28 protein-coding genes are annotated in these 25,855 nt (G+C 72.6%); 18 read left to right on the forward strand and 10 right to left on the reverse strand.

What is annotated here, in order from left to right; genetic code table 11:
- Positions 1-90 precede the first annotated feature (90 nt).
- The 4 genes from selA to AB0H93_RS19120 all read left to right on the forward strand — a co-directional run bounded on the left by selA (position 91) and on the right by AB0H93_RS19120 (position 4,493).
- Positions 91-1,380, forward strand: a complete 1,290-nt coding sequence (gene selA / locus AB0H93_RS19105; protein ID WP_358574133.1) for an L-seryl-tRNA(Sec) selenium transferase — start codon at positions 91-93, stop codon at positions 1,378-1,380.
- Entirely contained in the window at positions 1,380-3,200 is a 1,821-nt protein-coding gene (gene selB / locus AB0H93_RS19110) for a selenocysteine-specific translation elongation factor (RefSeq protein WP_358574136.1), read from the forward strand. The genes selA and selB overlap by 1 nt, the downstream gene beginning before the upstream one ends.
- Before the next feature lie 81 nt (positions 3,201-3,281).
- Entirely contained in the window at positions 3,282-4,247 is a 966-nt protein-coding gene (locus AB0H93_RS19115) for a Ku protein (RefSeq protein WP_358574138.1), read from the forward strand.
- A 144-nt stretch (positions 4,248-4,391) separates the two neighbouring features.
- Positions 4,392-4,493, forward strand: a complete 102-nt coding sequence (locus AB0H93_RS19120) for an FAD-dependent oxidoreductase (RefSeq protein WP_358574140.1) — start codon at positions 4,392-4,394, stop codon at positions 4,491-4,493.
- 3 nt (positions 4,494-4,496) lie between these two features.
- Here AB0H93_RS19120 and paaE read toward each other — a convergent pair whose 3' ends face one another.
- The 6 genes from paaE to paaZ all read right to left on the reverse strand — a co-directional run bounded on the left by paaE (position 4,497) and on the right by paaZ (position 10,348).
- Positions 4,497-5,534, reverse strand: a complete 1,038-nt coding sequence (gene paaE / locus AB0H93_RS19125) for a 1,2-phenylacetyl-CoA epoxidase subunit PaaE (protein ID WP_358574349.1) — start codon at positions 5,532-5,534, stop codon at positions 4,497-4,499.
- An 82-nt stretch (positions 5,535-5,616) separates the two neighbouring features.
- Positions 5,617-6,135, reverse strand: coding sequence for a 1,2-phenylacetyl-CoA epoxidase subunit PaaD (gene paaD, locus AB0H93_RS19130; protein WP_358574142.1), 519 nt, complete (start codon positions 6,133-6,135; stop codon positions 5,617-5,619).
- Positions 6,129-7,019, reverse strand: a complete 891-nt coding sequence (paaC, locus tag AB0H93_RS19135) for a 1,2-phenylacetyl-CoA epoxidase subunit PaaC (RefSeq protein WP_358574144.1) — start codon at positions 7,017-7,019, stop codon at positions 6,129-6,131. The genes paaD and paaC overlap by 7 nt, the downstream gene beginning before the upstream one ends.
- A gap of 10 nt (positions 7,020-7,029) precedes the next feature.
- Positions 7,030-7,341: a 1,2-phenylacetyl-CoA epoxidase subunit PaaB gene (paaB, locus tag AB0H93_RS19140; RefSeq protein WP_093263452.1), complete on the reverse strand. Its 312-nt coding sequence runs from the start codon at positions 7,339-7,341 to the stop codon at positions 7,030-7,032.
- A complete protein-coding gene (gene paaA, locus AB0H93_RS19145; protein ID WP_358574146.1) occupies positions 7,341-8,303 on the reverse strand; it encodes a 1,2-phenylacetyl-CoA epoxidase subunit PaaA in 963 nt (320 codons plus the stop codon). Before paaA ends, paaB begins: the two co-directional genes overlap by 1 nt.
- Positions 8,300-10,348 carry a phenylacetic acid degradation bifunctional protein PaaZ gene (gene paaZ / locus AB0H93_RS19150; protein ID WP_358574148.1) on the reverse strand — a complete coding sequence of 683 codons (2,049 nt, stop codon included), beginning with the start codon at positions 10,346-10,348 and terminating at the stop codon, positions 8,300-8,302. The genes paaA and paaZ overlap by 4 nt, the downstream gene beginning before the upstream one ends.
- 247 nt (positions 10,349-10,595) lie before the next feature.
- Here paaZ and paaI point away from each other — a divergent pair, with 247 nt between their 5' ends.
- From paaI to AB0H93_RS19185, 7 genes are all read left to right on the forward strand, one after another.
- Positions 10,596-10,997, forward strand: a complete 402-nt coding sequence (paaI, locus tag AB0H93_RS19155; RefSeq protein WP_358574351.1) for a hydroxyphenylacetyl-CoA thioesterase PaaI — start codon at positions 10,596-10,598, stop codon at positions 10,995-10,997.
- On the forward strand, positions 10,994-12,337 hold the full coding sequence (gene paaK, locus AB0H93_RS19160) for a phenylacetate--CoA ligase PaaK (RefSeq protein WP_358574150.1): 1,344 nt from the start codon (positions 10,994-10,996) through the stop codon (positions 12,335-12,337). Before paaI ends, paaK begins: the two co-directional genes overlap by 4 nt.
- Positions 12,338-12,350: 13 nt before the next feature.
- The gene (locus AB0H93_RS19165; RefSeq protein ID WP_358574152.1) at positions 12,351-12,998 is read left to right on the forward strand and encodes a TetR/AcrR family transcriptional regulator; all 648 of its coding nucleotides are present in this window, start codon (positions 12,351-12,353) and stop codon (positions 12,996-12,998) included.
- A 472-nt stretch (positions 12,999-13,470) separates the two neighbouring features.
- Positions 13,471-14,148 (forward strand): hypothetical protein, encoded by a 678-nt coding sequence (locus tag AB0H93_RS19170; protein WP_358574154.1) that lies wholly within the window; start codon positions 13,471-13,473, stop codon positions 14,146-14,148.
- 84 nt (positions 14,149-14,232) lie between these two features.
- Positions 14,233-15,195: a phytoene/squalene synthase family protein gene (locus AB0H93_RS19175; RefSeq protein ID WP_358574156.1), complete on the forward strand. Its 963-nt coding sequence runs from the start codon at positions 14,233-14,235 to the stop codon at positions 15,193-15,195.
- A 71-nt stretch (positions 15,196-15,266) separates the two neighbouring features.
- Entirely contained in the window at positions 15,267-15,596 is a 330-nt protein-coding gene (locus AB0H93_RS19180) for a plasmid stabilization protein (protein WP_132483692.1), read from the forward strand.
- A gap of 39 nt (positions 15,597-15,635) precedes the next feature.
- Positions 15,636-15,956 (forward strand): hypothetical protein, encoded by a 321-nt coding sequence (locus tag AB0H93_RS19185; RefSeq protein WP_358574158.1) that lies wholly within the window; start codon positions 15,636-15,638, stop codon positions 15,954-15,956.
- Positions 15,957-15,977: 21 nt separating this feature from the next.
- Here the strand turns inward: AB0H93_RS19185 and AB0H93_RS19190 are convergent, their stop codons facing one another.
- On the reverse strand, positions 15,978-17,144 hold the full coding sequence (locus tag AB0H93_RS19190; RefSeq protein ID WP_358574160.1) for a S8 family serine peptidase: 1,167 nt from the start codon (positions 17,142-17,144) through the stop codon (positions 15,978-15,980).
- A 287-nt stretch (positions 17,145-17,431) separates the two neighbouring features.
- On the opposite strand from AB0H93_RS19190, the gene AB0H93_RS19195 reads away from it, so the two are divergent.
- Complete coding sequence (locus tag AB0H93_RS19195) at positions 17,432-18,238, forward strand: SDR family NAD(P)-dependent oxidoreductase (protein ID WP_358574162.1); 807 nt, start codon at positions 17,432-17,434, stop codon at positions 18,236-18,238.
- A 37-nt stretch (positions 18,239-18,275) separates the two neighbouring features.
- The gene (locus tag AB0H93_RS19200) at positions 18,276-18,710 is read left to right on the forward strand and encodes a universal stress protein (protein WP_358574165.1); all 435 of its coding nucleotides are present in this window, start codon (positions 18,276-18,278) and stop codon (positions 18,708-18,710) included.
- A gap of 67 nt (positions 18,711-18,777) precedes the next feature.
- On the opposite strand, the gene AB0H93_RS19205 is transcribed toward AB0H93_RS19200, so the two are convergent.
- Positions 18,778-19,542, reverse strand: a complete 765-nt coding sequence (locus AB0H93_RS19205) for an IclR family transcriptional regulator (RefSeq protein ID WP_358574167.1) — start codon at positions 19,540-19,542, stop codon at positions 18,778-18,780.
- Between the two features lie 154 nt (positions 19,543-19,696).
- Between AB0H93_RS19205 and AB0H93_RS19210 the strand changes: the two genes are divergently transcribed.
- From AB0H93_RS19210 to AB0H93_RS19225, 4 genes are all read left to right on the forward strand, one after another.
- The gene (locus tag AB0H93_RS19210) at positions 19,697-20,623 is read left to right on the forward strand and encodes a U32 family peptidase (protein WP_358574169.1); all 927 of its coding nucleotides are present in this window, start codon (positions 19,697-19,699) and stop codon (positions 20,621-20,623) included.
- Between the two features lie 86 nt (positions 20,624-20,709).
- Positions 20,710-21,972, forward strand: coding sequence for a cytochrome P450 (locus AB0H93_RS19215; RefSeq protein WP_358574171.1), 1,263 nt, complete (start codon positions 20,710-20,712; stop codon positions 21,970-21,972).
- Positions 21,973-22,011: 39 nt separating this feature from the next.
- A complete protein-coding gene (locus tag AB0H93_RS19220; RefSeq protein WP_358574173.1) occupies positions 22,012-23,475 on the forward strand; it encodes an MFS transporter in 1,464 nt (487 codons plus the stop codon).
- Positions 23,476-23,560: 85 nt separating this feature from the next.
- The gene (locus AB0H93_RS19225) at positions 23,561-23,983 is read left to right on the forward strand and encodes a MarR family transcriptional regulator (RefSeq protein ID WP_358574175.1); all 423 of its coding nucleotides are present in this window, start codon (positions 23,561-23,563) and stop codon (positions 23,981-23,983) included.
- A 21-nt stretch (positions 23,984-24,004) separates the two neighbouring features.
- Here the strand turns inward: AB0H93_RS19225 and AB0H93_RS19230 are convergent, their stop codons facing one another.
- Positions 24,005-24,175 (reverse strand): hypothetical protein, encoded by a 171-nt coding sequence (locus tag AB0H93_RS19230; RefSeq protein WP_358574177.1) that lies wholly within the window; start codon positions 24,173-24,175, stop codon positions 24,005-24,007.
- A 147-nt stretch (positions 24,176-24,322) separates the two neighbouring features.
- Between AB0H93_RS19230 and AB0H93_RS19235 the strand changes: the two genes are divergently transcribed.
- On the forward strand, positions 24,323-24,490 hold the full coding sequence (locus tag AB0H93_RS19235; RefSeq protein WP_165968063.1) for a hypothetical protein: 168 nt from the start codon (positions 24,323-24,325) through the stop codon (positions 24,488-24,490).
- A gap of 7 nt (positions 24,491-24,497) precedes the next feature.
- Here AB0H93_RS19235 and AB0H93_RS19240 read toward each other — a convergent pair whose 3' ends face one another.
- Complete coding sequence (locus AB0H93_RS19240) at positions 24,498-25,841, reverse strand: enolase C-terminal domain-like protein (RefSeq protein ID WP_358574179.1); 1,344 nt, start codon at positions 25,839-25,841, stop codon at positions 24,498-24,500.
- Positions 25,842-25,855: the final 14 nt, after the last annotated feature.

Below are 25,855 nucleotides of genomic sequence, written 5' to 3' on the forward strand. Positions count from 1 at the left end.
CCGCCTCCGCCACGTGGCTTCGGCACGTCGATGGCAGCTCCGGCACTTCGCCCGCGCGACCACATCCCGAACAGCTCTATAGTCCGGGGCATGGCCGATCCGCGGCAGCTGGTGCCGGGCACCGACCGGGTGCTGGCCGATCCCGAGGTGGCCGCCGCGGCCGGGCGGCTGGGCCACCGGCTGGTCAAGCAGGCCGTGCACGCGGCGCAGGAACGCGCCCGCAGCGGCGAAATCGCGCCCGACCGGATCGTCGCGGAAACCCTTGCCGCGCTGCCGGAATCCGCGTCGAGCATCCGGCCGGTGCTCAACGCGACCGGCGTCCTGCTGCACACCAACCTCGGCCGCGCGCCGCTGTCGGGCGCGGCGATCCACGCCCTGCAACAGGCCGCCGGGACAACCGACGTCGAACTCGACCTGCACACCGGCCGGCGCGGCCCGCGCGGCACGGCCGCCATCGCCGCGCTGCTGGCAGCCGTGCCGCGCGCCGAAGCCGCGCACGTGGTCAACAACGGCGCCGCAGCGCTCGCCCTGACGGCGACCGCGCTCGCGCAGGGCCGCGAAATCGTGTTGGCACGCGGCGAAATGGTCGAGATCGGCGACGGCTTCCGCATCCCCGAACTGCTCACCGCCACCGGAGCCCGGCTGCGCGAGGTCGGCACCACCAACCGGGTCCGGCTCGACGACTACCGGGCGGCGCTCGGGCCGGACACCGGCTTCGTCCTCAAGGTGCACCCGTCGAACTTCGTGATCACCGGTTTCACCTCGTCCGTGCCGCTCGCCGCGCTGCGCGAACTCGGGGTGCCCGTGGTCGCCGACATCGGGTCGGGCTTGCTGCACCCGCATCCCGCCCTGCCGCGGGAACCCGATGCGACCACAGCGCTTTCCGACGGCGCGGATCTGGTCATCGCCAGCGGCGACAAGCTCCTCGGCGGGCCGCAGGCCGGGCTGCTGCTGGGCGGGGCCGAGATCGTGCACCGCCTCCGGCGGCATCCGCTGGCGCGTGCGCTGCGCGTCGACAAGCTCACCCTCGCCGCGCTGGAGGCCACCGTGCGGGGGCCGAGCACGCCGACCGCGCAGCGGCTCCGGCAGGACCGCGCCGACCTGTTGCGCCGCGCCGAACGGCTCGCGGATCTGCTGACCGCCGCTGGTGTCCCGGCCTCGGCTCAGCACAGCGAGGCGACCGTCGGCGGCGGCGGAGCCCCCGGCGTCACGCTGCCCAGCGCGGCCGTCGCGCTCCCCGATCGCTTCGCGAAACTCCTGCGCGAAGGACGCCCTCCCGTCCTCGCCCGCATCGAACGCGACCACTGCCTGCTCGACCTGGCAGCGCTGGCCCCCGAACACGACGAACTGCTGCGCCGCGCGGTGCTGGCGGTGGCCTGATGCACGTCATCGCCACCGCAGGGCACGTGGACCACGGCAAGTCCACGCTGATCCGCGAGCTGACCGGGATGGAGCCGGATCGGTGGGCGGAGGAGCGCCGCCGGGGCCTGACGATCGACCTCGGGTTCGCGTGGACCCGGCTGCCGGACGGCTGCACCGCGGCCTTCGTCGACGTGCCCGGCCACGAGCGGTTCGTGCCGAACATGCTGGCCGGGGTCGGGCCGGTGCCCGCGGTGCTGTTCGTCGTCGCCGCCGACGAGGGCTGGATGCCGCAGTCCGGCGAGCACCTGGACGCCCTGGCCGCCCTCGGCGTCCGGCACGGCCTGCTCGCCGTCACCCGCTGCGACCTGGTCGATCCCGGCCCCGCCGCCGAGCAGGCCCGCGAACGGCTGCGCGGCACGTCGCTCGCCGGCATCCCCGCCGTGCACGTCAGCGGTCGCACCGGTGCCGGCCTGGACGAGCTGCGGCACCAGATCGACGAGCTCGTCCACCGGCTACCCGCGGCCGACCAGGATGCCGATGTGCGGCTCTGGGTGGACCGCGCGTTCACCATCCGCGGCGCTGGAACGGTCGTGACCGGCACCCTCCCGGCAGGAACCCTCCGCGAAGATGCCCGGCTCCGGCTGCATCCCGCCGGGGTGGAAGCGACGGTCCGGGGCCTGCAGGCGCTCGGATCATCCGAACACCAGGTCGGCGCCGTCGCGCGGGTGGCGGTCAACCTCCGCGGTGTGGACCTCGACCAGGTGCGGCGCGGCGACGCGCTGCTGACCCCGGACCGGTGGCTGACCACCGACGCCCTCGACGTCCGGATCCACCGGGCGGCCTCGCCTGCTTCCGTCGGCACCGGAGCGGCACCACGTCTACCCCACGACCTGGTGCTGCACGTCGGCGCGGCGGCGGTCGGGGCACGCGTCCGGCCGCTCGGCCATGACACGGCGCGGCTGACGTTGCGCACCCCGCTGCCCCTCCGCATCGGCGACCGAGCCCTGCTGCGCGATCCGGGAAGCCGGTGCATCTGCGGCGGAATCGTGGTGCTCGACGTCCGCCCGCCGCGGTTGACCAGGCGCGGAGCGGCCCGCGCGCGGGCGGCCGAACTGGACACCATGGACGGCCGCCCCGACGGCACGGCCGAGCTGCGGCGCCGCCGCCTGGTCCGCGCCGACGACCTGCGCGCGATGGGCGCTACCCCGCCCGGGCCCGGGCCTTGGCTGCTGGACGAGGAGCACCGCGACGAACTCGCCAGCCGCCTCGACGACCTGCTGGCACGGCACCACGAGACGCACCCGCTGGACGACGGCATGCCCGCCGAGGCCGCCCGCCGCGCCCTGGACCTGCCCGATCCGGACCTGTTGCCCCCGATCGCCCGAGCAGCCGGGATCGCTCTGAGCGAAGGGCGATTGCACAAGGGGCGGAGCCGGTTGCCCGAGCACGTGCAGCGCGCGGTGGCGACGATCCGGAGCTCGCTCGTCGACCACCCGTTCCAAGCCCCGACCGCCGACGAACTCGCCGAACTGGGCCTCGGCGAGAAGGAACTCGCCGCGGCCGCGCACGCCGGCACGCTGCTGCGCCTGGCTCCCGGCCTGGTGCTCCTGCCAGGCGCCGACGACGCCGCCGTGGCACGGCTGGCGCGGCTGCCAGAGCCGTTCACGCTCAGCCAGGCCAGGCAGGCTCTGGACACCTCGCGCCGCGTTGCGGTTCCCTTGCTGGAACTGCTCGCTCGCCGCGGCCGGACGCAACGGCTGGCCGACGGCACCCACCGCGTTGTTTCCCCACCCCGGGCCCCGGGAAATACCGGGGGCAACCCGACGCCACGGCGATGAGCAGGACTTCTGCGATCTTGCGCCCATCACCGCATGGTGAACACCGGCGGCGCTCGGGCGCCGGGGCGATGGGAGGCAACCATGCCGCGGAAGATCTGGACCGGCTCCATCAACTTCGGCCTCGTCACCATCCCGGTCGGGCTCTACGCCGCGACCGAGGACCACACCATCCAGTTCCACCAGTACGAGCGCGGCACCGCCGACCGGATCCGCTACAAGCGCGTCAACGAGCGGACCGGCGAGGAAGTCGGCTTCAACGACATCGTCAAGGGCCGCGAGTTCGACGGCGGGGTCATCACCGTGGAGCAGTCCGAACTCGACGAGATCGCCCCTGGCCGATCCCGCACCATCGACATCACCACGTTCGTCGACCTCACCGAGATCGACCCGGTGCACTTCCAGAAGACCTACTGGCTGGCACCCAACAGCAAGGAGCACTACCGGCCCTACAACCTGCTGCGCCGGGCGATGCACGAGACCAGCCAGGCCGGGATCGCGACCTTCGTGCTGCGCGGCAAGCAGTACCTCACCGCGGTGCGCGCCGACGACACCGTGCTGGCGCTGAACACCCTCTTCTTCGCCGACGAGGTCCGCGACCCGGGCGAGCTGATCGGCGACGAGGGCGAGCAGGCGATGCCGTCGGAGAAGGAACTGCAGATGGCGACCACGATCATCGAGTCGATGAGCGGGCCGTGGGAACCGGAGCAGTACGAGGACACCTACACCGCGAAGGTCGAGGAGCTGCTGGCGGAGAAGGCGCACGGCGGCGAGGTGACGGCGGCGGAGGAGCCGCCGAAGCCGACGGACGTCATCGACCTCACCGAGGCGTTGCGACGCAGCGTCGACGAGGCCCGCAAGGGCCGCAAGCCCGCGCAGGCCGAGGAAGACCTGTCGGAGCTGAACAAGGCCGAGCTCGACGACCGGGCGAAGCAGCTGGGCATCAAGGGCCGCTCCAAGATGAAGCGCGCCGAGCTCGAAGAGGCGGTGGCCGCGGCCATCCGGAAACCCACCGGCACCGAAGGACGCCGTCCCCGCAAGGCCTCCTGACCACAGTGGACGATCCGCCGGGGAGATCCGCTCGAGTTGCCCGGCCCTGGCTCGCCGCTGAGACTCGTGCCGGTGACCGCCCCGCCGTCCGCGCGCGATGCGGGGTGACGCGGATTCGGCGGCGGGCATTACGACGCGGTCGTCGTGGGTGCCGGCTTCGCGGTGCGGTGGAACGGCTACTTCGACGGCGCGGTGGAATCCGGGCGGCGCGCGGCGGAGGAGGTCCGCCTGGCCCTGCAGGGCTAGCCGTCAGGCGTCGAAGTCGACCGTGACCTCGTCGGTGGTCGGCAGCGACTGGCAGGTCAGGACGAAGCCCTCCGCGACCTCGGATTCCTCCAGGGCGAAGTTGCGGCGCATCCGGACCTCGCCGCAGGTGACCTTCGCCCGGCAGGTGCCGCAGACGCCGCCCTTGCACGCGAACGGCAGGTCGGGGCGGATCCGCTGGGCCGCGTCCAGGACCGGGACGTCGCGGGGCAGCGACATCGGCGTCGACCGGCCGTCGAGCACCACCGTGACCTCGCTGGTCGGGCCCTCGACCACCGGCTCCTCGTGGCGCGCCGGCTCCGGCGGGACGTCCTCGACGTAGAACAGCTCCTGGTGGATCTGCCCGGTGGCGACGCCGCACTCGCGCAGCACGTCCTGGGCGTCGCTGACCATGCCGTACGGCCCGCACAGCCACCACTGGTCCACCGAACCGGCATCGACCACTGTGGACAGCAGGGCCCGGATCTTCGCCGCGTCCAGCCGGCCGGTGAACAGCTCCGACTCCCGCGGTTCCCGCGAAAGCACGTGCACCAGCTCCAGCCGCGCCGGGTAGCGGTCCTTCAGGTCGGCGAGCTCGTCGGCGAACATCACCGTGTCGCTGCGCCGGTTCCCGTAGAGCAGCGTCACGGTCGCGTCCGTCTCGCGCAGCACCGACGCGGCGATGGACAACACGGGCGTGATGCCCGATCCAGCGGCGACGCACACGTGCCGTTCGTGCGCGGTCAGGTCCGGGCTGAAGCTGCCGACCGGCGGGAGCACCTCGATCTCGTCGCCGGGCCGCACCTCCTGCACCAGCCAGCTGGAGAACAGCCCTCCGGGCACGTGGCGCACGCCGATCCGCGGCGCCGCGCCGTGCGGGGCGCAGATCGAGTACGACCGGCGCTCCTCGCGGCCGTCCACCCGGCGGCGCAGCGTCAGCGACTGGCCCGGCCGGAAGGCGAACTCCTCGGCGAGCTCCGGCGGGACGTCGAAGCTGACCGCGACCGCGTCCTCGCACAGCCGCTCCACGTGGCTGACCCGCAGCGGGTGGAAGGTCGTGCGACGGCGGCCGGTCCGCTCGGTGGCGGCCGGGGCGGGCGCGTCGACGGGGGCGGGACGGACCACGTCAGATCTCCTTGATGTGCTCGAAGGGTTCGCGGCACGAGCGGCACCGGCGCAGCGCCTTGCACGCCGTCGCGCCGAACTGCGATACCTGCTCGGTGTCCGGCGAACCGCACTGCGGGCAGCGGACCTGGGCGCGCGGCGCCGTCAGCGTCAGCGGCACAGGCCCGGGCGAGCGCTGCGGGGCGGCGCCCGGCGGGGCGATGCCGTAGTCGGCCAGCTTCCGCCGGCCGGCCGGGCTGATCCAGTCGGTGGTCCACGGCGGGTCCAGCACCGTGCGCACCTCGACGTCGGCGAAGCCGGCTTCGCGCAGCCGGTGGCTGAGGTCCGCGCGCATCTCGCGCATCGCCGGGCAGCCGGAGTAGGTGGGCGTGATCGACACGACCACCGTCCCGTCCGCGGCCATCTCGACGTCGCGCAGGACTCCGAGATCGGCCAGCGTCAGCACCGGGAGCTCCGGGTCGGTGACCGACTCGGCGACCGCGCGGGCGTGCCGGAGGCCCGGCTTCGTGCTCGTCACCACGTCGCCTCCGGGTGCGCTCGGGCCAGGCTCTGCAGCTCGGCAAGCAGGAAGCCCAGGTGCTCGGTGTGGACGCCGTCCCGGCCGGTCCGCCCGGCTACCCCGGCCAGCGCCGACGCATCGGGTCGCCGCAGGGTGGCCGCGGCGATGACCTGGTCCAGGACGTCGTCGAACTCGGCTCGCGCCTGCGCCGGGTCGGTGCCGACACCGGCCGCGACCATTTCCCGGTCGGTCGCGTTCGGCACGAAGAGCTCGTCGATCAGCGGCCACACGTCGTCGAGCCCCTGCTGCATCCGCGCGTGCGACACCTCGGTGCCGTCGCCGAGCCGGATCGCCCACTGCGCCGCGTACTCGCGGTGGTAGGCCAGCTCCTTGACGCCCTTGGCCGCGATCGCCGCCAGCACCGGGTCGCGGGACTCGGCGAGCCGGGCGAACAGCGCCAGCCGCCACGTCGCGAACACCAGCAGCCGGGCGATGGTCTGCGCGAAGTCGCCGTTCGGCGGCTCGACCAGCCGCACGTTGCGGAACTCCCGCTCGTCGCGGAAGTACGCCAGCTCGTCCTCGTCGCGCCCGCTGCCGTCGGCCTGCCCTGCGCGGGACAGCAGCAGCCGCGCCTGGCCCAGCAGGTCGAGCGCGATGTTGGCCAGCGCCAGCTCGTCCTCCAGTTCCGGCGCGCGGGTGACCCACTCGGTCAGCCGCTGCGAGGCGATCAGCGCGTCATCGCCGAGCATCAGGCAGTACCGGGCGAACGCGGCGCCGTCGACGCCCTCCGGCAGCGTGGTGTCCACTCCGGACAGCGGGTCGTCGAAGCCGGTGCCGAAGGCCCAGCGGGACTCGCCCTCCGGCTCCGCCGCGGTCAGCGCCTCGTAGGCGTTGTCGAACGACATCAGGCCGACCTCACATGTGCGGGACGTTGTCGGGAATGCGGTAGAACGTGGGGTGCCGGTACACCTTGTCGCCGCTGGGCGCGAAGAACGGGTCCTTCTCGTCCGGGCTGGACGCGGTGATCGCGTCCGCCCGCACCACCCAGATGCTCACGCCCTCGTTGCGGCGCGTGTAGAGGTTGCGCGCGTTGTGCAGCGCCATCTCCTCGTCCGCTGCGTGCAGCGAGCCCACGTGCACGTGGTTCAAACCCCGCTTGCCGCGGACGAAAACCTCGAACAGCGGCCACGCGGACCGCGGCGCACCGGTCTCGGCGTCCGAACTCATCACGCGACCTCCTCGCGTGCGGCCTGCTTCGCGGCGTGGGCGGCTGCCGCATCGCGCACCCACTGCCCCTCCTCGTGCGCGGCCCGGCGCCGGACCAGCCGCTCCTCGTTGCACGGCCCGTGCCCGGCGATCACCCGCTTGAGCTCGGACCAGTCCGGCTCGCCGAAGTCGTAGTGCCCGCGCTCCTCGTTCCAGCGCAGCGCCGGATCGGGCAGCGTGACGCCCAGCGCCTCTGCCTGCGGCACGGACATGTCCACGAACTTCTGCCGCAGCTCGTCGTTGGTGTGCCGCTTGATCCGCCACGCCATGGACTGCTGGGTGTTGGGCGAGTCGGCGTCCGGCGGGCCGAACATCATCAGCGACGGCCACCACCAGCGGTTCGTGGCGTCCTGCACCATCTCCCGCTGCTCGTCGGTGCCACGCATCATCGTCATCAGCAGCTCGTAGCCCTGCCGCTGGTGGAACGACTCCTCCTTGCAGATCCGCACCATGGCCCGCGCGTAGGGCCCGAAGGAGCTGCGGCACAGCGGCACCTGGTTGCAGATCGCCGCCCCGTCGACCAGCCAGCCGATGACGCCGATGTCGGCGAAGGTCAGCGTCGGGTAGTTGAAGATCGACGAGTACTTCTGCCGGCCGGTGATGAGCTTCTCGGTCAGCTCCGCGCGGTCCACGCCGAGCGTCTCGGCCGCCGAGTACAGGTAGAGCCCGTGCCCGGCCTCGTCCTGCACCTTCGCCAGCAGGATCGCCTTTCGCCGCAGGCTCGGTGCCCTGGTCAGCCAGTTGCCCTCCGGCTGCATGCCGATGATCTCGGAGTGCGCGTGCTGGGCGATCTGGCGCACCAGGGTCTTGCGGTAGCCCTCCGGCATCCAGTCCCGCGGCTCGATGCGCTGGTCGTGCGCGATCCGCTCGTCGAAGTGCTCCTGCAGCCCGGCGTCGCCGAGCCGGTCCACCGTGCTGGTCATGATGCCCCCTGCTCCCCCGGCCGCTTGGCGACCAGCGTCAGCACGTCGTACTTGGCCACCGAGGCGCCGTCCTGGTTGGTCACGTCCACGTCCCAGCGGACCTCGCCGTGCTCGGCGCCGACCCGCGGCGTGATCTGCTTCGCGGTCATCGTCACGGTGATCTCGTCGCCCGGGTAGGTCGGCGTGAGGAACCGGAGGTTCTCCAGCCCGTAGTTGGCCAGCACCGGCCCCGGGTCCGGGTCCACGAACAGCCCGGCGGCGAAGGACACCACCAGGTAGCCGTGCGCGACCCGGCCGTCGAAGAACGGGTTGGCCTTCGCCGCTTCCTCATCGGTGTGCGCGTAGAAGGTGTCGCCGGTGAACTCGGCGAAGTGCTCGACGTCCTCCAGCGTCACGGTGCGCGGCCCGGCGACCACCGTGTCGCCGATGCGCAGCTCGTCGAGGTGCTTGCGGAACGGGTGCTTCTCGGTGGTGTTGCGCGGAGTTCCGGGCACCCACTGCCCGGTGATCGCGGTCAGCGTCGCCGGGTCGGCCTGCACCGCGGTCCGCTGCATGTGGTGCAGCACGCCGCGAACGCCGCCCATCTCCTCGCCACCGCCGGCCCGGCCCGGCCCACCGTGGACCAACGCGGGCAGCGGCGAGCCGTGCCCGGTGTTCTCCCCGGCGTTCTCCCGGTTCAGCACGAGCATCCGGCCGTGCCGCGACGCCGCGCCCAGCACCACCTCGCGGGCGAACCCGGCGTCGGCGGTCACCACGGATCCGGCGAGGCTGCCCATGCCGCGCCGCGCCAGCTCCACGGCCTGCGCCGTCGTCTCGTACGGCAGCACGGTGCTCACCGGGCCGAACGCCTCCACCTCGTGCGGCTGCGACTGGTCCGGGTCGTCGCAGCGGACCAGCAGCGGCGGCAGGAACGCGCCGCGCTCCGGGTCGGCGTCGACGACCTCGACGCGCTCGGGGTCGCCGTGCACCAGGGTCCCGGCCTCCAGCAGCGCCTTCAGCGAGCGGCGGACCTCCTCGCGCTGCTCCAGGCTCGCCAGCGCGCCCATCCGCACGTCCGGCGAGGAGGGGTTGCCGACGACGACCTTCTCCAGCCGCGCCTTGGCGGCCGCCACCACGTCGTCGATCCGGTTCGCCGGCACCAGCGCCCGGCGGATCGCGGTGCACTTCTGCCCGGCCTTGACCGTCATCTCGGTGACCAGCTGCTTGACGAACAGGTCGAACTCCTCGGTGCCTGGCCCGGCGTCCGGGCCCAGGATCGAGCAGTTCAGCGAGTCGGCCTCCACGTTGAACCGCACCGAGTTCGCCGCCACCACCGGGTGGGCGCGCAACCGCTGCCCCGTCGCCGCCGAACCGGTGAACGACACCAGGTCCTGGTCGGTGAGGTGCTCGAACAGGTCGCCGACGCTGCCGCAGATCAGCTGCAGCGACCCCTCGGGCAGGAGGCCGGAACCGAGCATCAGCTCCACCAGCCGGTGCGTGAGGTACGCGGTCTGGCTCGCCGGCTTGATCAGGCTGGGCACCCCGGCCAGGAACGCGGGCGCGAACTTCTCCAGCGGCCCCCACACCGGGAAGTTGAAGGCGTTGATCTGCACCGCGACGCCCCGCAGCGGCGTGCAGACGTGCTGCCCGACGAACGTGCCGCCCTTGCTTAGCGGCTCGACCGCGCCGTCGACGTAGACGGTGCCGTTGGGCAGCTCCCGGCGGCCCTTGCTGGAGTAGCCGAAGAGCACCCCGATGCCGCCGTCGATGTCGAACTTGGAGTCGCCGAGCGTGGCCCCGGTGCGGGCCGACAGCGCGTACAGCTCCTCGCGGTGCTCGCGCAGGTGCGACGCGAGGCTCTTCAGCAGCGCGGCGCGCTGGTGGAACGTCAGCTCGGCCAGCGCCGGGCCGCCGCTGCCGCGCCCGTGGGCCAGCACCGCGGCCATGTCGATCCCCGCCGAGGAGACCCGTGCGACCTCCTCGCCGGTCACCGCATCGCGCAACGGCACACCGTTGTCCGCTGGCGCGTGCCAGGCACCGTTGACGTAGCTCCGCAGGGCAGCCATGCGGCCCGACCTCCTCCGCCTCGTTCTTTAACTGACCGTTCGTTCGAAAAAGTACCACCGGAGACCGGTGTCGCACACCACCCGGTGCAGCTAAATTCTGCTGTACCGAGCCAGAAACACCGGCCCGGGCGGGAACCCTTGACAGGGTCCGGCGGCGCAGTATTAATTACCGACTATTCGTTCGATTACGAGGCGGTGAACCCCAGTGCAGGAGCCCGGCGCGACGACGCGCAACCCGGCCCAGGCCATGTTCGACGACGACCGCGCCTCGCGGGCGCTGGGCATCGAGCTCGTCGAGACCGGCAGCGGGTTCGCACTCGCCCGGATGCGGATCACCGACGCGATGGTCAACGGCCACGGGATCGCGCACGGCGGCTACATCTTCCTGCTGGCCGACACGACCTTCGCCTGCGCCTGCAACAGCCACGGCCCGACGACCGTCGCGGCGCGCGCGGACATCACCTTCATCCGGCCCGCCCGCGCCGGCGACCTGCTGGTCGCCCGCGCCGAGGAGCGGACCCGCTTCGGCCGCAGCGGGATCTACGACGTGTCGGTGCATCGCGACGACGAGCCGATCGCCGAATTCCGGGGCCACAGCCGGACGCTGAACGGCTCGTCCGAGAACCAGTCCGAGGGAGCCAAGCCATGACCGCGACAACGGGCGCCCCGCGCCGGCTCGGAGCCGCGCCGGATCCGGCCGATCTCGACCCCGCCGAGCGGTACTCCGCCGACGAACTCGCCGCGGTGCAACTGGAGCGCCTGCAGCACACCCTGCGCCACGCCTACGAGAACGTGCCGCTGTACCGCGACAAGTTCGACGCGGCGGGCGTCCGCCCGGAGGACTGCCGGAGCCTGGCCGACCTGGCGAAGTTCCCGCACACCACCAAGCAGGACCTGCGCGAGAACTACCCGTTCGGCATGTTCGCCGTGCCGATGGAGCAGGTCCGCAGGCTGCACGCCTCCAGCGGTACCACCGGCAACCCGACCGTCGTCGGCTACACCGAGCGGGACCTGGACGTCTGGGCAGACGTGGTGGCGCGCTCCATCCGCGCCGCCGGCGGGCGGCCGGGCCACAAGGTGCACGTCGCCTACGGGTACGGCCTGTTCACCGGCGGGCTCGGCGCGCACTACGGGGCCGAGCGGCTCGGCTGCACCGTGATCCCGGCGTCCGGCGGGATGACCGCCCGGCAGGTGCAGATCATCCAGGACTTCAAGCCCGAGATCATCATGGTCACCCCCTCCTACCTGCTCACCCTCGTCGACGAGTTCGAGCGCCAGGGCATCGACCCGCGCAGCACGTCGCTGAAGATCGGCATCTTCGGCGCCGAGCCGTGGACCGAGCAGATGCGGCAGGAGATCGAGGAGCGGCTGGACATCGACGCGGTCGACATCTACGGCCTGTCCGAGGTGATGGGGCCCGGCGTGGCCAACGAGTGCGTGGAGACCAAGGACGGGCTGCACATCTGGGAGGACCACTTCTACCCCGAGGTGATCGACCCGTTCACCGAGGAGGTGCTGCCCGACGGCGCCGAGGGCGAGCTGGTGTTCACCTCGCTGACCAAGGAGGCCATGCCGGTCATCCGCTACCGCACCCGGGACCTCACGCGGCTGCTGCCCGGCACGGCCCGGCCGATGCGCCGGATGGCGAAGGTGACCGGACGCAGCGACGACATGATCATCCTGCGCGGCGTCAACGTCTACCCCACCCAGATCGAGGAGCTGGTGCTGCGCACGCCTGGGCTGTCGCCGCACTTCCAGCTGTTGCTCACCCGCAAGGGCCGGATGGACGAGATGGCGGTCCGCGTCGAGGCGCGCACCGACTGCCCCGCCGACCGCCGCGAACCCGCCGCCGCCGAACTGGTCCGCGCGATCAAGGACGGCGTCGGCGTCAGCACCGAGGTCGCCGTGGTGGACCCGGACACGCTGGAGCGCTCGGTGGGCAAGTTGCGCCGCGTGGTGGACCGCCGCGAACCCCGATCGGCCGGCTGAAATACTGCGAGCCATGTCGGGGAACGCTGGTCGCGCGAATCGCCGAGGTCGGCCGGGCTACGACCTCGGCAGACTGCTGGACGTCTCCGTCCGGGTGTTCAACGAGCGCGGCTACGAGGGCACCAGCATGGAGGACCTCTCCCAGCGGCTGGGCATCACCAAGTCAGCGATCTACTACCACGTGTCCAGCAAGGACGAGCTGCTGCGGCTGAGCGTCGACCGGGCCCTGGACGCCCTGTTCGCGGTCACCGAGGAAGCGGCCTCGACCACCGGCAAGGCCATCGACCGGCTCGAACACGTGGTCCGGCGCAGCATCGAGGTGCTGGTCGACGAGCTGCCGTTCGTCACGCTGCTGCTGCGGGTGCGGGGCAACACCAAGGTCGAGCGGCAGGCGCTGGCCCGGCGCCGCGAGTTCGACCAGGTGGTCAGCGAGCTGGTCCGGCAGGCCGAGGCGGAGGGCAGCATCCGCCCGGACGTCGACCCGGCGCTGACCAGCCGCCTGCTGTTCGGCATGGTCAACTCGATCATCGAGTGGTACCGGCCCAGCCGCGGCCTGCGGGCCGCGCAGGTCGCCGACGCGGTGACCAAGATCGCCTTCGACGGGCTGCGCACCGGCGCCGACGACCGCGCGCCGGAGGCCCCCGGAACTCGCGCGGAATAAATTCCAGATCTTGGCGTCATGATGATCTCGCCAGCGGGTCTCGATCCCGTGGGCGATCTGGAGCGCCCGCCGCGCGCGCGGAACGCAGAGGGGATTTCGTGCGCGCGACCGGCCGTCGGTCGTGACTTGGATGTGGGTCGCGACCGGCGGTCCCCCGAGTAACTCCTGTCACGTTCGCCGCAGCGGCGCGGTTCCCGGCCGAGTTGAACACAGTGGACACTCACGCGGCGGCGTCGAAATCCCCAGCTTGTGGGTGACGAAAGACCCCTGCGATCACGGCCCCGGTCCGCTTACGCTCCTCCGATGTGGCCGCCCGGGACCCGGCGGCCGCACGGCGGATCCGCTGAAACTGGGGACAGCGGCACCAAAAATCCGGAACCGGCTGCGCCGGTGCGTTCTGCGGTCTTCGGCAGGACCCGGGTCCGCCCTCCCTCTCGCCCTGCACCCTGGACGAGCACTCTGGAGGCCAACCGTGTCCAGGCTTGAGTCGATCGCTCGCGCCTTCCTCCGATACCTGTACGAGGACGACCGCTTCCGGCCCGAGATCGCGGACTTCTTCGCCAGCCCGGCGGCCGTGGCGGCCGCGCTGCAGCCGTCGTGGGCGGAGCTCGCCGACGTCGTGCAGACGCTGCGCGAGCACGAGCTGATCGCCACCAGCGGCACCGGGTGGCAGGGCGCGCCCGCCCGCGCCGGGCTGACCGGCTCCGGGCTGATCTGCGCGGGCAGGCACGGCGGCGACATCGGCTCGTGGGCCAGGGCGCAGTCGGTCGCGGTGCTCGACGAGCGCCCGGCGGACCCCGTGGTGCCCGCCCAGCCGGCGCACGCTCCGCCGGCACGCCCGGACTTCACCGGGCTGAGCCGGGTGGCCAAGGTCGTGCTGCTGGCGCTGCCCACGGTGCACGCGCGCTACGGCGACACCGCCGAGATCGAACTCATCGCCCGGCGGCTGGGCGAGGCCGTGCGGCAGGACCGGCCGGATCCGCGCCGGGTGCGGCTGCTCGCCTTCCGGCTGCGCAGCGAACTGGCCTCCGGCTCGGTCGCGAACACCCTGGGCGTGGTCCTGCTCGACGGCCTCGACGAGGCCCTGGCCGAGAGCGGCCTCGGCGGAATCCCGCGGGGCGAGCGCAGTGGGCCGGCCGAACAGTCCTAAGAGGACTCCGGCGGTAGTGACCGGGTTCACCGCGGATGCCCACCGTGCGCATGCTCGCGCACTCCGTGTGCTGAGATTCCCGGTATGGACACGGGCACCTGGCCGCGAGTGGCGGCGCGCCGCGAGCTCGACGCCGCGGGCGTCCGGCCGCAGCTGCGCCCCGCCTACCAGCGGTGCCGGATGCTCAACGCCGCGCACGGGCGCACCTACTTCCTCGCGACCCGGCTGCTGGCACCGCAGCAGCGGCCTTCGGTGCACGCGCTCTACGGCTTCGCGCGGTGGGTGGACGACATCGTCGACGACACCGACCGGCGGCGGACCGTGGCGGACCGGCAGCAGGCGCTGGACCGGCTGGACGGCGAGCTGCGCGCGGGCCTGCGCGCCGGGTCCAGCGACGACCCGATCCTGGCCGCGCTCATCGACACCGTCGCCCGGCACGGCATCGACCCGGCGCTGTTCACCGACTTCATGGCCTCGATGCGGATGGACCTGACCGTCCGCGCCTACCCGACGCGGGCGGCGCTGGACGCCTACATCCACGGCTCGGCGGCGGTGATCGGCCTCCAGCTGCTCCCGGTGCTCGGCACGGTGTGCCCGGCAGGCGAGGCCGAGCCCTTCGCCGCGGCGCTGGGCGGCGCTTTCCAGCTCACCAACTTCCTGCGCGACGTCGGCGAGGACCTCGACCGCGGCCGGGTCTACCTGCCGATGGAGGAGCTCGCGGTGTTCGGCGTCGACCGGGACCGGCTGGCCTGGTGCCGGGAATCGGGCCGCCCGGACCGCCCGGTGCGCCGCGCGCTGGCCGACCAGGTCGCGCGCACCCGCTCGAAGTACCGCGCCGCGGAGCCGGGCATCGCGCTGCTCGCGCCCTGGTCCCGGCCGTGCGTGCGCACCGCTTTCACGCTGTACGGCGAGATCCTGGACCGCATCGTGGAATCCGGGTACGACGTGTTCCGGCAGCGGCTCGCGGTCTCCGGCCCGCGCCGACTGGAGGTCGCCGCCGGAGCGCTCGGTTCCGTCGCCGCCGCGCGCCTCCGCGCCCGCCGCTGAAACGTGTGACCGACGCCCGCACGGGGTACGCGAAGCACGTCGAAGGTCGTGCGGAGGCGAGGTGAACGGGCATGCCGCAGCAGAGCTGGACCGCAACGGAGGAACGCCAGTACCAGCACATCAAGGACCAGGCGATCGAGCGCGGCAGCACCGAGGACCGCGCCGAGGAGATCGCGGCGCGGACGGTCAACAAGAACCGCGCGCAGCGCGGCGAAGCCAGGCAGCAGAGCAGGACCGCCACGCAGGACATCCCGCCGCAGCGCCGCGGTGGGCTGCGATCCGGCTCCGGCCCGGGTGGGCGCACCAAGCAGCAGCTCTACGCGGACGCCCAGCGCGCCGGCATCAAAGGCCGTTCGAAGATGACGAAGTCGGAGCTGGAGCGGGCGCTGCAGCGGAGCTGACCCGGGCGGGCGAACGGGTGCTGGTGGGGGGCAAACCAGATGGAGAGCGACACGCCGTCGCGCTGGCAGGACGTCGGCACGACAGGCGAAGTGATCTCGCAGGTCGGCCGGGAACTGGAACGGGCCGCCCGCAAGGGCCGGGAACCGGGCGAAACCGCCGCGGCCCGCGAAGCGCTGCTGGCCGTCACCGCGGCGGGCGCCCGGCTGGCCCGGCAGCTGGACATGCTGGCCGCCGCCTACGAGACGCCGAACTCCGCCGAACCGTCCGAGCTGCACGTCGCGCTCGACCAGGCCGCGGCCGCCGCGGAGGACCTCGGCAACTGCACGAAGGTCGCCGCGCAGGCCATCGTCGACGAATGACCGCGCGGCGACCTCCGGCCGCTACGGCGCCTGGACCACGCCCGCACCGACGTCGGTCGACGCGAGCGGCAGCCGGCGGGCGGTCTGCGACAGCCGCGCCCACAGTCCCCACGCCCGCTCCGCGTGCTGCTGCGCGTACAGCGCCGCGATACCCGCGACGTGCGGCGTGGCCATGCTGGTGCCGCTGAGCTTGCGGTAGCGCTCCGCTCCCGGCCAGCTCGAGTAGACGTCCACGCCGGGACCGACCAGGTCCACCTGCCCGATCTCGTCGACCGTGCCGCTGGAGAAGTCCGCGATCTGCAGCTGCGAATCGATCGCGCCGACGGCCAGGATGGACGGGCAGTTGGCCGGGTGGCCGACCGGCGCGATCTTCCCGGCGGAGCGCTCGCTCTCGTTGCCGGCCGCGGCGATGATCAGCGTGCCGCGTTCCATCGCGCGCTGCGCGACCCGCTCGAAGGCCGCGGAGAACGCCTCGCCGGGCTGCGTCGGCGCGCCGAGCGACATCGACACCACCGCGGCACCGTTGGAGATCGCCCACTCGATGCCGGAGAGGATGCCGCTGTCGGAGCCCGAACCGTCGTCGCCGAGCACCTTGCCCGCGTAGATGCTGGCCTCGGACGCGATGCCGTAGCCGGGCCCGGCCTGCGAGGTGCGCGGCCCGCAGGAGGTGCCGATCACGTGCGTGCCGTGCCCGTGGCCGTCCTGCACGTCCTGGCCCTCCACGAACGAGCCCGTGACGATGTCCCGGCCGGCGAAGTCCGGGTGCTTGAGGTCGAGGCCGGTGTCGAGCACCGCGACCCGCACGCCCTTGCCGGTGGGCTGCGCGCGGTCGGCGCGCACGGTTTGCAGGCCCCAGGTGAATTCGCCGTCCGCGACGGCCGGTTCCGCGCCGATGGCGAACACCCGGCGCTCCGGTTCGAACGCCGCGATCGGGCCGCTCTCCCGGGCCGCGTTCGTCAGGGCCGCCGCCTGCTCGGCGTCGGCGCTGACCAACGCGATGCCGAGCTGGTGAAGCACGATCCCGCCCGCGCCGCGGAACAGCTCGCCCGGCGCCGCGCCTGCCGCGTCGGCCGTGTTGGCGCAGCGGATGCCCGTCAGCCGCGTCAGCTCGCGGGTCCCGATGATCGTCGAGTTGTCTTCCAGCAGCACCAGATAGCGTCCGGTGGAGCTCTCCTCGTTGGTGGTCATGGTCGCTCCCTCGGCGAGTTCCGGGTGCGGCGAAGCACCACACCGTTCTCAGGTGTATCGCGCGTTACGGACAGTCACAAGCACCCACTCGGGTAAGGACCGCACTATCCGTACCGCCCATCTCGCCTTCCTCGGCGATTACCTTGCGACACAACGCTTTCGTGGTACCTCGGCCGGGGATCTCCGGCACGCGGGAATGACATTTCCCGGCGCACGTCCGCACACTGGTCGTAATCACCGCCGACAGTTCGGAGCGAGCCGTGCGCGATCCCAGCCAGCGTTGCATCTTGATCACCGGCGCGACCGGCGGACTCGGCCGGGCCCTGGCCCACCGGCTCGCCGAGACCGGTTCCCGGGTCCTGATCCACGGGCGCAGCGCGGAGCGCGCCGAAGCGGCGCGCGCGGAGATCGCGGCGGCCACCGGATCGGACCGCCTCGGCGTGCTGGTCGCCGACCTCGCCGAGCTCCGCCAGGTTGAGCGGCTGGCCAACGACGTCCGGCTGCGCTGCGACCGGCTGGACGTGCTGGTGAACAACGCGGGCGTCGGCTCCGGGCCGCCGGACAGCGGCCGGGAGGAGAGCGCGGACGGCATCGAGCTGCGGTTCGCGGTGAACTACCTGGCCGGATTCCACCTGACGCGGCTGCTGCAGTCGCTGCTGATCTTCTCGGCGCCGGCCCGGGTGGTCAACGTCGCCTCGGCCGGGCAGCACCCGATCGACTTCGACGACCCCATGCTGGTCCGCAACTACCTCGGCTACCGGGCGTACGCGCAGAGCAAGCTCGCGCAGATCATGTTCACCTTCGACCTGGCCGAGCAGCTGCGCGGCACCGGCGTCACGGTCAACGCGCTGCACCCGGCGACCTACATGAACACCGCGATGGTCCGCGAGGCCGGGGTGAGCCCGGTGGCCACGGTGGCCGAGGGCGTCGCGGCGACGATGCGGCTGGTCGCGGACCCGGGACTGGACGAGGTGACCGGGGAGTACTTCCATGGAACCCGCGCCTGCCGCGCGCTCGAACAGGCCTACGACGGGCAGGCCAGGGCGCGGCTGCGGAAACTGTCCGACGAGCTCGTCGAGCGGTCCGGCGGCTGAGCCGCCGCAGCGGATCGCGGAACCGGAGGCCAGCGCCATGAACAGCGGAACCCAGCACAGGATCGTCGTCGGGGTGGACGGCTCGGATTCGTCCAAGTGCGCCCTGCGGTGGGCGCTGCGGCAGGCAGCGCTCTCCGGGGCCACGGTGCACGCGATCACCTCGTGGGAGTTCCCGGCCTTCTACAGCTGGGAAGGCGGCCCGATGCCGCCGGACGACTTCGAGGAGGCCGCGCGCAAGAGCCTGGCGGACACCGTCGACGAGATCGAGCACGAGCTCAGCCCGGCGGTCCCGGTGGAGCGCGAGCTCACCCACGGGCACGCGGCGCAGACGCTGCTCGACGCCTCCGAAGGCGCCGACCTGCTGGTGGTCGGCAGCCGTGGCCACGGCAGCTTCTACGGCGCGCTGCTCGGGTCGGTTAGCCAGCGCTGCGCCCAGCACGCCAAGTGCCCGGTCGTGATCGTCCGGCACTGAACGACGATCCGGTGGATCGACTTGCGCGGCGGCCTCGGCAGCCTTCCCGGCCGCCGCGCGTGCGGGGTCAGGAACCGGTGTGGCCCAGGCGTTCGGAGAGGGCCGACGCGCCTTCCGCGACGAGCTCGCGCAGCGCCGCCTCGGTCTCGTCGTTCCAGCGCAGGATCGGCGCCGAGATGCTCATCGCGGCCACCACCGCGCCGGACTGGTCGCGCACCGGCGCGGCGACGCAGGCCACCGACTCGTTGGACTCGCAGTACTCCCCCGCTACGCCGCCCTCGGCGATGGCGTCGAGCTCCCGGCGCAGCGCCTTGCGGGTGGTGATGCTGTGCTCGGTCATCGCCTCCAGGCGGCGGTTGCCGTAGAGCTCGTCGACGTCGGCGCGCGGCAGCGCCGCCAGCAGCGCCTTGCCGAGCGCGGTGCAGTGCGCGGGTAGCCGCCGGCCCACGGCCGAGACCATCCGGACCGGGTGGCTGCTGTCGACCTTGGCCACGTACAGCACGTCCGTGCCGTCGCGCACCCCGACGTGCACCGTTTCCTGGCAGCGCTCGGCGATCTCCTCCGCGACGAGCTGGCCCTCGCGGGCGAGGTCCAGCCGCTCGGCGTAGGCCGCGCCGAGCTGGAAGCCGCGCACGCCCAGCCGGAACCGGTTGCTGCCGCGGCCGGCGGGCATCAGGTAGCCGCGCTCGCTGAGCGTGCCGACCAGCTCGTGCACCGTGGTCCGAGGCAGGCCCAGCTGCGCGGTGATCTCCGGCGCGCTCAGCTCGTGGGCGTCCAGGAACAGCTCCAGGACGTCGAAGGCCCGTTCCACGGCAGGTACCGCTCGTGCCACGCGTACTTCCCCCTGTCGGAACTCGTCGGCCCGTTGACCGATATTTCGAACATCGTATCCGATATCGACCACGGCGAGCCGGTCCCTTGACCACCCGGTCCGGCCGACCATACGATTTGGCGAACATTGTTCGACATTTCGGACGGAGCTACCGGTGCGCCAGACACGTGAATTCCTGCGGTCCCAGGGACTGCCCACCGACGACTCCCCCGCCACCAGCACCAAGCGGTTCCCGGACGGCGCGCAGTACCGGGTGGAGATCCCCAGCACCGAAGGCCCCGAGGTGCTCGACGCGGTGCTCGCCGAGGCGGACGCCCGGCAGGTGCCGGTGCACCGCATCTCCCAGGGCAGCGGCGGCATGCTGCTCACCGACGACGAGCTGCGCGCGATGGCCGCCACGGCCGCCGGGCGGTCGGTCGAGCTGAGCCTGTTCGCCCGGCCGGTCGCCGGGTGGGACACCAGCCCGATGGCCACCGCCCCGGCCGGCGGACCGGTCGCCGCCCAGGCTCGCGGCACCGAGCAGCTGGTGCACGTGCTGGAGGACATCCGCCGCACCGCCGACGCGGGCATCCGCAGCGTGCTGATCACCGATCTCGGCGTGCTCAAGGTGGCCGCGGCGATGCGCGCGGCCGGCGACCTGCCGCCGGACCTGCAGTTCAAGATCAGCGTCCAGATGGGACTGGCGAACCCCGCCTCGGTGCGCATCGCCGAGGACCTGGGCGCCGACACCTACAACGTGCCGACCGACCTCAGCATCGGGCAGCTGGCCGCCATCCGCGCCGCCACCGACCTGCCGCTGGACGTCTACGTCGAGGCGCCCGACGACATGGGCGGCTTCGTCCGGCACTTCGAGATCGCCGAGATCGTGCGCGTCGCGGCCCCGGTGCACGTCAAGTTCGGGCTGCGCAACGCGCCGAACATCTACCCCAGCGGCACCCACCTGACGCCGACGGCGGTGGCGCTCGGCCGGGAGCGGGTGCGCCGCGCGCAGATCGGCCTGGACCTGCTGCGCCGCTACGCCCCGGACGCCGCGGGCTCGCAGCTGGCCGCCCCCGGCTTGGCGGTGCCGGTACCCGGATAGTCCACTTCGGACCGGAGGCGGGCGTTGACGGGGTCGCGCGCCGCGGCCAGAGTAGGCCTGCAACGGCTGCGGTGAAGGAGTCGCGAATGGCAGCGCCCGCCCACGTTCCGGACGTGTTCGACCCGCGCAGGTACGCCGACGGCGTGCCGCACGACGACTTCGCCTGGCTGCGGCGGCACGCGCCGGTGAGCCGCCAGGAGGAGCACGAGATCGGCGACTGGCCCGCCGGGCCCGGGTTCTGGGCCGTCACCAGGTATTCCGACGTCGTCGCGGTGCTGAAGTCCGCCGCGACGTACTCGTCCTGGCTGGGCGCCACCCAGATCCGCGATCCCGACCCGGCGGACCTGCCGTTCATCCGCAGCATGATGCTCAACCTCGACCCGCCGGAGCACGGGCGGCTGCGCCGCCTGGTCAGCCGCGCGTTCACGCCCCGGCGGATCGACCGGTTCCGGCACGAGGTCGCGGAGCGGGCCCGCCTGCTCGTCGACGGCGTCGTCGAGCGCGGCGAGTGCGACCTGCCCGCCGAGGTCACCGACGACTACCCGCTGCGCAACCTCGCCGATCTGCTCGGCGTGCCGGAGTCGGACCGGCGGATGCTGCTGGAGTGGACCAACCGCGTGATCGGCTACCAGGACCCGGAGCACTCCGAAGTGGTCCGCGACGCGGACGGCAAGCCGGTCAACCCGCGTTCCCCGGCGATGCTGGCGGACATGTTCGCCTTCGCCCAGGACCTCGCGGCGTTCAAGCGCCGGAATCCGGCCGACGACGTGATGACCGCGCTGGCCACCGCCGAGCCGGACGGGCGCGGCCTGGCCGACGCCGAGCTGGAGATGTTCTTCTTCCTGCTTTCGGTGGCGGGCAACGACACCGTGCGCAGCGCGCTGCCGGGCGGGATGCTCGCCTTCGCCGAGAACCCCGACCAGCTGCGGCTGCTGCTGGAGGATCCCGGGCTGCTGGACTCCGCCGTGGAGGAGACGCTGCGCTACCACCCGCCGGTGCTCAGCTTCCGCCGGACCGCGACCGCCGACACCGAACTCGGCGGCCGGCGCATCGCCGCCGGGGACAAGGTCGTGGTCTTCCACTGCTCGGCGCACTTCGACGAGCGGCGGTTCCCCGACCCGCACCGCTTCGACATCCGGCGCGCGCCCAACGACCACGTCGCCTTCGGCAACGGCCCGCACGTCTGCCTGGGCGCGCATTTCGCCCGGCTGCAGCTGCGGGCGTTCTACCGCGAGGCGCTGTGGCGGATGCGCGACCTGCGGGTCGCCGGGCCGGTCGAGCGCCTGGTGTCGAACTTCATCAACGGGGTCAAGCACCTGCCGGTGGCGTTCACGCCGGGGACCAGGTGATCGACGGCGGGTCCTGGACATGCCCCTTATGGTCGGTCGGTGACCGCCGCCACAGCCCTTCGCTCCCGGTCCGGCCGCTGGATCATCGTCGCCACGATCCTCGGCTCCGGGGTGGCGTTCCTGGACGGCTCCGTCGTCAACGTCGCGCTGCCGGCGATCGGCCGGGACGTGGGCGGCGACCTCAGCGTCCTGCAGTGGGTGCTGGACGCCTACCTGCTCACACTAAGCGCCTTGCTGCTCCTCGGCGGCGCGCTCGGTGACCGCTACGGCCGCCGCCGCGTCTACACGCTCGGCCTAGTGCTGTTCACACTGGCTTCGCTGGGCTGCGGCCTGGCGCCGAACGGCGCGGCCCTGATCACCGCCCGCCTGCTGCAGGGCGTCGGCGGCGCGCTGCTGGTGCCCGGCAGCCTGGCGCTGATCAACTCCACGATCCGCCACGACGACCGCGGCGAGGCGGTCGGCCGCTGGGCCGGGCTGACCGGCGTGGCCTCGGCGATCGGCCCGTTCGTGGGCGGGTGGCTGGTGGACGCGGCGTCCTGGCGGTGGGTGTTCTTCATCAACGTCCCCATCGCGGCGGCCGCGCTGCTGGCGCTGCGGCACGTGCCGGAATCCCGCGGCCCGGCCGCCGCCGGGCCGCTGGACGTCCTCGGCGCGATCACCGTGACCGTCGGGCTGGCCGGTGCTGTGTACGCCCTGATCGAGATCCCGACGAACGGGTGGAACGCCGCCAGCGCGGCGGCGGCCGTGGTGGGCGTCGCCGCGCTGGTCGCGTTCCCGCTGATCGAGTCGCGCCACCCGGACCCGCTGCTGCCGCTGTCGTTGTTCCGCTCCGCGCAGTTCACCGGCGCGAACCTGACGACCTTCAGCGTTTACGCGGCATTGAGCGGTGCGTTGTTCCTGCTGTCGCTGCAGTTGCAGCAGTCGATGGGCTACACCGCCCTCGCCGCGGGGATCGCGACGCTGCCGATCACGATCATCATGCTGCTGGTGTCCGGGCGCGTCGGCGCGCTCGCGCAGCGCACCGGGCCGCGCCTGCCGATGAGCATCGGCCCGGTCGTCTGCGGGGTCGGCCTGGCGCTGCTGACCTGGGCGGTGCCCGGCAGCACCTACCTCAGCGGCGTGCTGCCCGGCGTCCTGGTGTTCGGCGTCGGCCTGTCCATCACGGTGGCGCCGCTGACCTCGGCGGTGCTCGCCTCCGTCAGCCCGGACAACGCCGGTGTCGCCTCCGGTGTGAACAATGCGGTGTCCCGGCTGGCGGGCCTCCTCGCGGTCGCGGTGCTCCCGGTGATCGCCGGGTTGTCGCACACCGGCGCGGGCGAGCCGCTCGGCCCCGGTTTCGGGCAGGCGATGCTGATCTCCGCGGTCATGTGCGCGGCCGGCGGCGTGCTGGCGTGGCTGACCATCGACCGCGCCCGGCGTGTCGAGACGTACCCGCTGCCGGGCCTGAACCACGCCTGCCAGGACCCGTGCACGTGCGACCTCGACCGGAATCCAGACCGGTGAAGTTCCGGATATCGGCCGCGAATTGGGCCGTTTGGACTAGGATTCGCACACCCCGTTCGCCGACCCCGACGGAAGTGACGCCCACGTGGAGCTGGACAACGCCGTCTTCCACCTCATGCGCCGCGCCATGCAGGAACACACGTCGAGCTGGCAGTCCCGCCTGCCGCACCTGACGAAACCGCAGTACGCGGTGCTCAACGCGATCCGGGCGAACCCCGGCATAGAGCAGGCTCAGCTCGGTCAGCGGGCCGCGATCGACAAGGCGACCCTCGCCTCCCTGCTGGTCCGGATGGAGCAGCGCGGATTGGTGCACCGCACCGTCGACGACGCCGACCGGCGCCGCCGCCTCCTGCGACTCACCCCGATCGGCGAGGCCGAACTGCGCGTCGTCGAACCGATCGCCGACCGGGTGGACATCGAACTGCTCGACCGGCTCACCCCGGCCGAGCGCGCCGAGCTGCTCCGCCTGCTCGACAAGCTCGCCCCCCGCGACCGGCTGGTCAACTGATCCGCACCCCCGGCGCGCCCGTCATGCGGCGGAGCTCGCCGCGGTCAGGCGGTGCATCCGCAGCAGCCACAGCTCCAGTTCGGAGAGCTGGCCGTCCAGGCTCTCGCTGCCGTACATGTCCGGGCTCGCGCGCAGGGTGTTCAGCTCCTCCCAGCGCTGTTCCATCTGCTCGACCATCTCCCGCAGCGTCACCTGGTGCTCCTCTCCCCGACGTGCAACACCGCCGATGACGCTACGGCGTTTCCGTGCACGCTCGGTAAGGCCGAAAGTCACGGTTTCACCCGATCTTCCGGAACCGATCGGGACCATCCCGGGTACCCGTTGTGATCTCATCGGTGCATGAGACGAGGGCGCCGAGGCCACCCCTGCGAACCCGACACCAGCCGGATCGGCCTGTGGCGGTGCGACGTCTGCGGCCAGCAGTGGGAGATCCACGGAGTGGCCGACAACCCCCGAATCCGCAAGGTGAGCCGAGTCGGCTGGTTCCTCGCCAAGCTGCTCGGCTGACCGGTCGTCACCGCTCGAGGGCCGGGCGCTTGCCGTCGAAGGTCCAGCCCGGGATGAGGTACTGCATCGCCAGCGCGTCGTCGCGGGCGCCGAGGCCTTCTCGCCGGTAGAGCTCGTTCGCCTCGGCCACCCGGGTCATGTCGAGCTCCACGCCGAGCCCCGGGGCCGTCGGCACCGGTAGCCGGCCGTCGGTGATGACCAGCGGCTGCCGGGTGAGCCGCTGGCCGTCCTGCCAGATCCAGTGCGTGTCGATGGCCGTGATCTCGCCGGGCGCCGCCGCGGCGACGTGGGTGAACATCGCCAGCGACACGTCGAAGTGGTTGTTCGAGTGCGAACCCCACGTCAGGCCCCACGCGTCGCAGAGCTGCGCGACGCGCACCGAGCCGCTCATCGTCCAGAAGTGCGGGTCGGCCAGGGGGATGTCGACGGCGTCGGCGCGGATCGCGTGGCCGAGCTCGCGCCAGTCGGTGGCGATCATGTTCGTCGCCGTGGGCAGCCCGGTGGCCCGCCGGAACTCCGCCATCACCTCCCGTCCCGAGTACCCGCGCTCCGCGCCGCACGGGTCCTCGGCGTAGGCGAGCACGTCGTGCAGGCCCCGGCACAGGTCGATCGCCTCGGACAGCAGCCACCCGCCGTTGGGGTCGAGCGTGATGCGGGCCTCCGGGAACCGTTCGGCCAGCGCCGTGACGACCTCGATCTCGGCAGGTCCGGGCAGCACGCCGCCCTTGAGCTTGAAGTCGCGGAACCCGTAGCGGGCCTGCGCCGCTTCGGCCAGCCGCACGACGGAATCCGGCGTCAGCGCCTCCTCGTGGCGCAGCCGCGACCAGTCGTCGGCGTCGGCCGGCTCGTCGGCCGGGGCTCGGTAGGCCAGGTCGGTCCTGGTGCGGTCGCCGACGAAGAACAGGTAGCCCAGCACCGGCACCTCGTCGCGCTGCTTGCCGTCGCCGAGCAGCTCCGCGACCGGCACGCCGAGGTGCTTGCCGAGCAGGTCGAGCAGCGCGGACTCCAGGGCGGTCACGGCGTGCACCGCGACGCGCAGGTCGAAGGTCTGCGTGCCGCGGCCGCCGGAATCCCGGTCGCCGAAGCGGTCGCGCACGCCGGCCAGCACGGCGTGGTACCGCGCGACCGGCTGCCCGACCACCAGGTCCCGGGACTCCTCCAAGGTGATGCGGATGGGTTCCCCGCCGGGCACCTCGCCGACCCCGGTGCGGCCTTCGGAGTCGGTGAGGATCACCAGGTTCCGGGTGAAGTGCGGGGCGTGCGCCCCGCTGAGGTTGAGCAGCATGCTGTCGTGCCCCGCGACGGGAACGACCTGCATTCCGGTCACCAACGGGCCGTGCTGAGCGGTCATGATCGGCATCCTCC

The sequence above is a fragment of the Saccharopolyspora sp. NPDC050642 genome (genome assembly GCF_040654735.1).
Taxonomy (GTDB): Bacteria; Actinomycetota; Actinomycetes; order Mycobacteriales; family Pseudonocardiaceae; genus Saccharopolyspora; species Saccharopolyspora elongata.

Excerpts from the sequence above, each read along its gene's own strand:
- selA (WP_358574133.1), top strand. The coding sequence starts at position 91 with ATGGCCGATCCGCGGCAGCTGGTGCCGGGCACCGACCGGGTGCTGGCC.
- selB (WP_358574136.1), top strand. The coding sequence starts at position 1,380 with ATGCACGTCATCGCCACCGCAGGGCACGTGGACCACGGCAAGTCCACG.
- AB0H93_RS19115 (WP_358574138.1), top strand. The coding sequence starts at position 3,282 with ATGCCGCGGAAGATCTGGACCGGCTCCATCAACTTCGGCCTCGTCACC.
- paaC (WP_358574144.1), bottom strand. The coding sequence starts at position 7,019 with ATGTCGTTCGACAACGCCTACGAGGCGCTGACCGCGGCGGAGCCGGAG.
- paaB (WP_093263452.1), bottom strand. The coding sequence starts at position 7,341 with ATGAGTTCGGACGCCGAGACCGGTGCGCCGCGGTCCGCGTGGCCGCTG.
- paaA (WP_358574146.1), bottom strand. The coding sequence starts at position 8,303 with ATGACCAGCACGGTGGACCGGCTCGGCGACGCCGGGCTGCAGGAGCAC.
- paaZ (WP_358574148.1), bottom strand. The coding sequence starts at position 10,348 with ATGGCTGCCCTGCGGAGCTACGTCAACGGTGCCTGGCACGCGCCAGCG.
- paaI (WP_358574351.1), top strand. The coding sequence starts at position 10,596 with ATGTTCGACGACGACCGCGCCTCGCGGGCGCTGGGCATCGAGCTCGTC.
- paaK (WP_358574150.1), top strand. The coding sequence starts at position 10,994 with ATGACCGCGACAACGGGCGCCCCGCGCCGGCTCGGAGCCGCGCCGGAT.
- AB0H93_RS19165 (WP_358574152.1), top strand. The coding sequence starts at position 12,351 with ATGTCGGGGAACGCTGGTCGCGCGAATCGCCGAGGTCGGCCGGGCTAC.
- AB0H93_RS19175 (WP_358574156.1), top strand. The coding sequence starts at position 14,233 with ATGGACACGGGCACCTGGCCGCGAGTGGCGGCGCGCCGCGAGCTCGAC.
- AB0H93_RS19180 (WP_132483692.1), top strand. The coding sequence starts at position 15,267 with ATGCCGCAGCAGAGCTGGACCGCAACGGAGGAACGCCAGTACCAGCAC.
- AB0H93_RS19185 (WP_358574158.1), top strand. The coding sequence starts at position 15,636 with ATGGAGAGCGACACGCCGTCGCGCTGGCAGGACGTCGGCACGACAGGC.
- AB0H93_RS19190 (WP_358574160.1), bottom strand. The coding sequence starts at position 17,144 with ATGACCACCAACGAGGAGAGCTCCACCGGACGCTATCTGGTGCTGCTG.
- AB0H93_RS19200 (WP_358574165.1), top strand. The coding sequence starts at position 18,276 with ATGAACAGCGGAACCCAGCACAGGATCGTCGTCGGGGTGGACGGCTCG.
- AB0H93_RS19215 (WP_358574171.1), top strand. The coding sequence starts at position 20,710 with ATGGCAGCGCCCGCCCACGTTCCGGACGTGTTCGACCCGCGCAGGTAC.
- AB0H93_RS19235 (WP_165968063.1), top strand. The coding sequence starts at position 24,323 with ATGAGACGAGGGCGCCGAGGCCACCCCTGCGAACCCGACACCAGCCGG.
- AB0H93_RS19240 (WP_358574179.1), bottom strand. The coding sequence starts at position 25,841 with ATGACCGCTCAGCACGGCCCGTTGGTGACCGGAATGCAGGTCGTTCCC.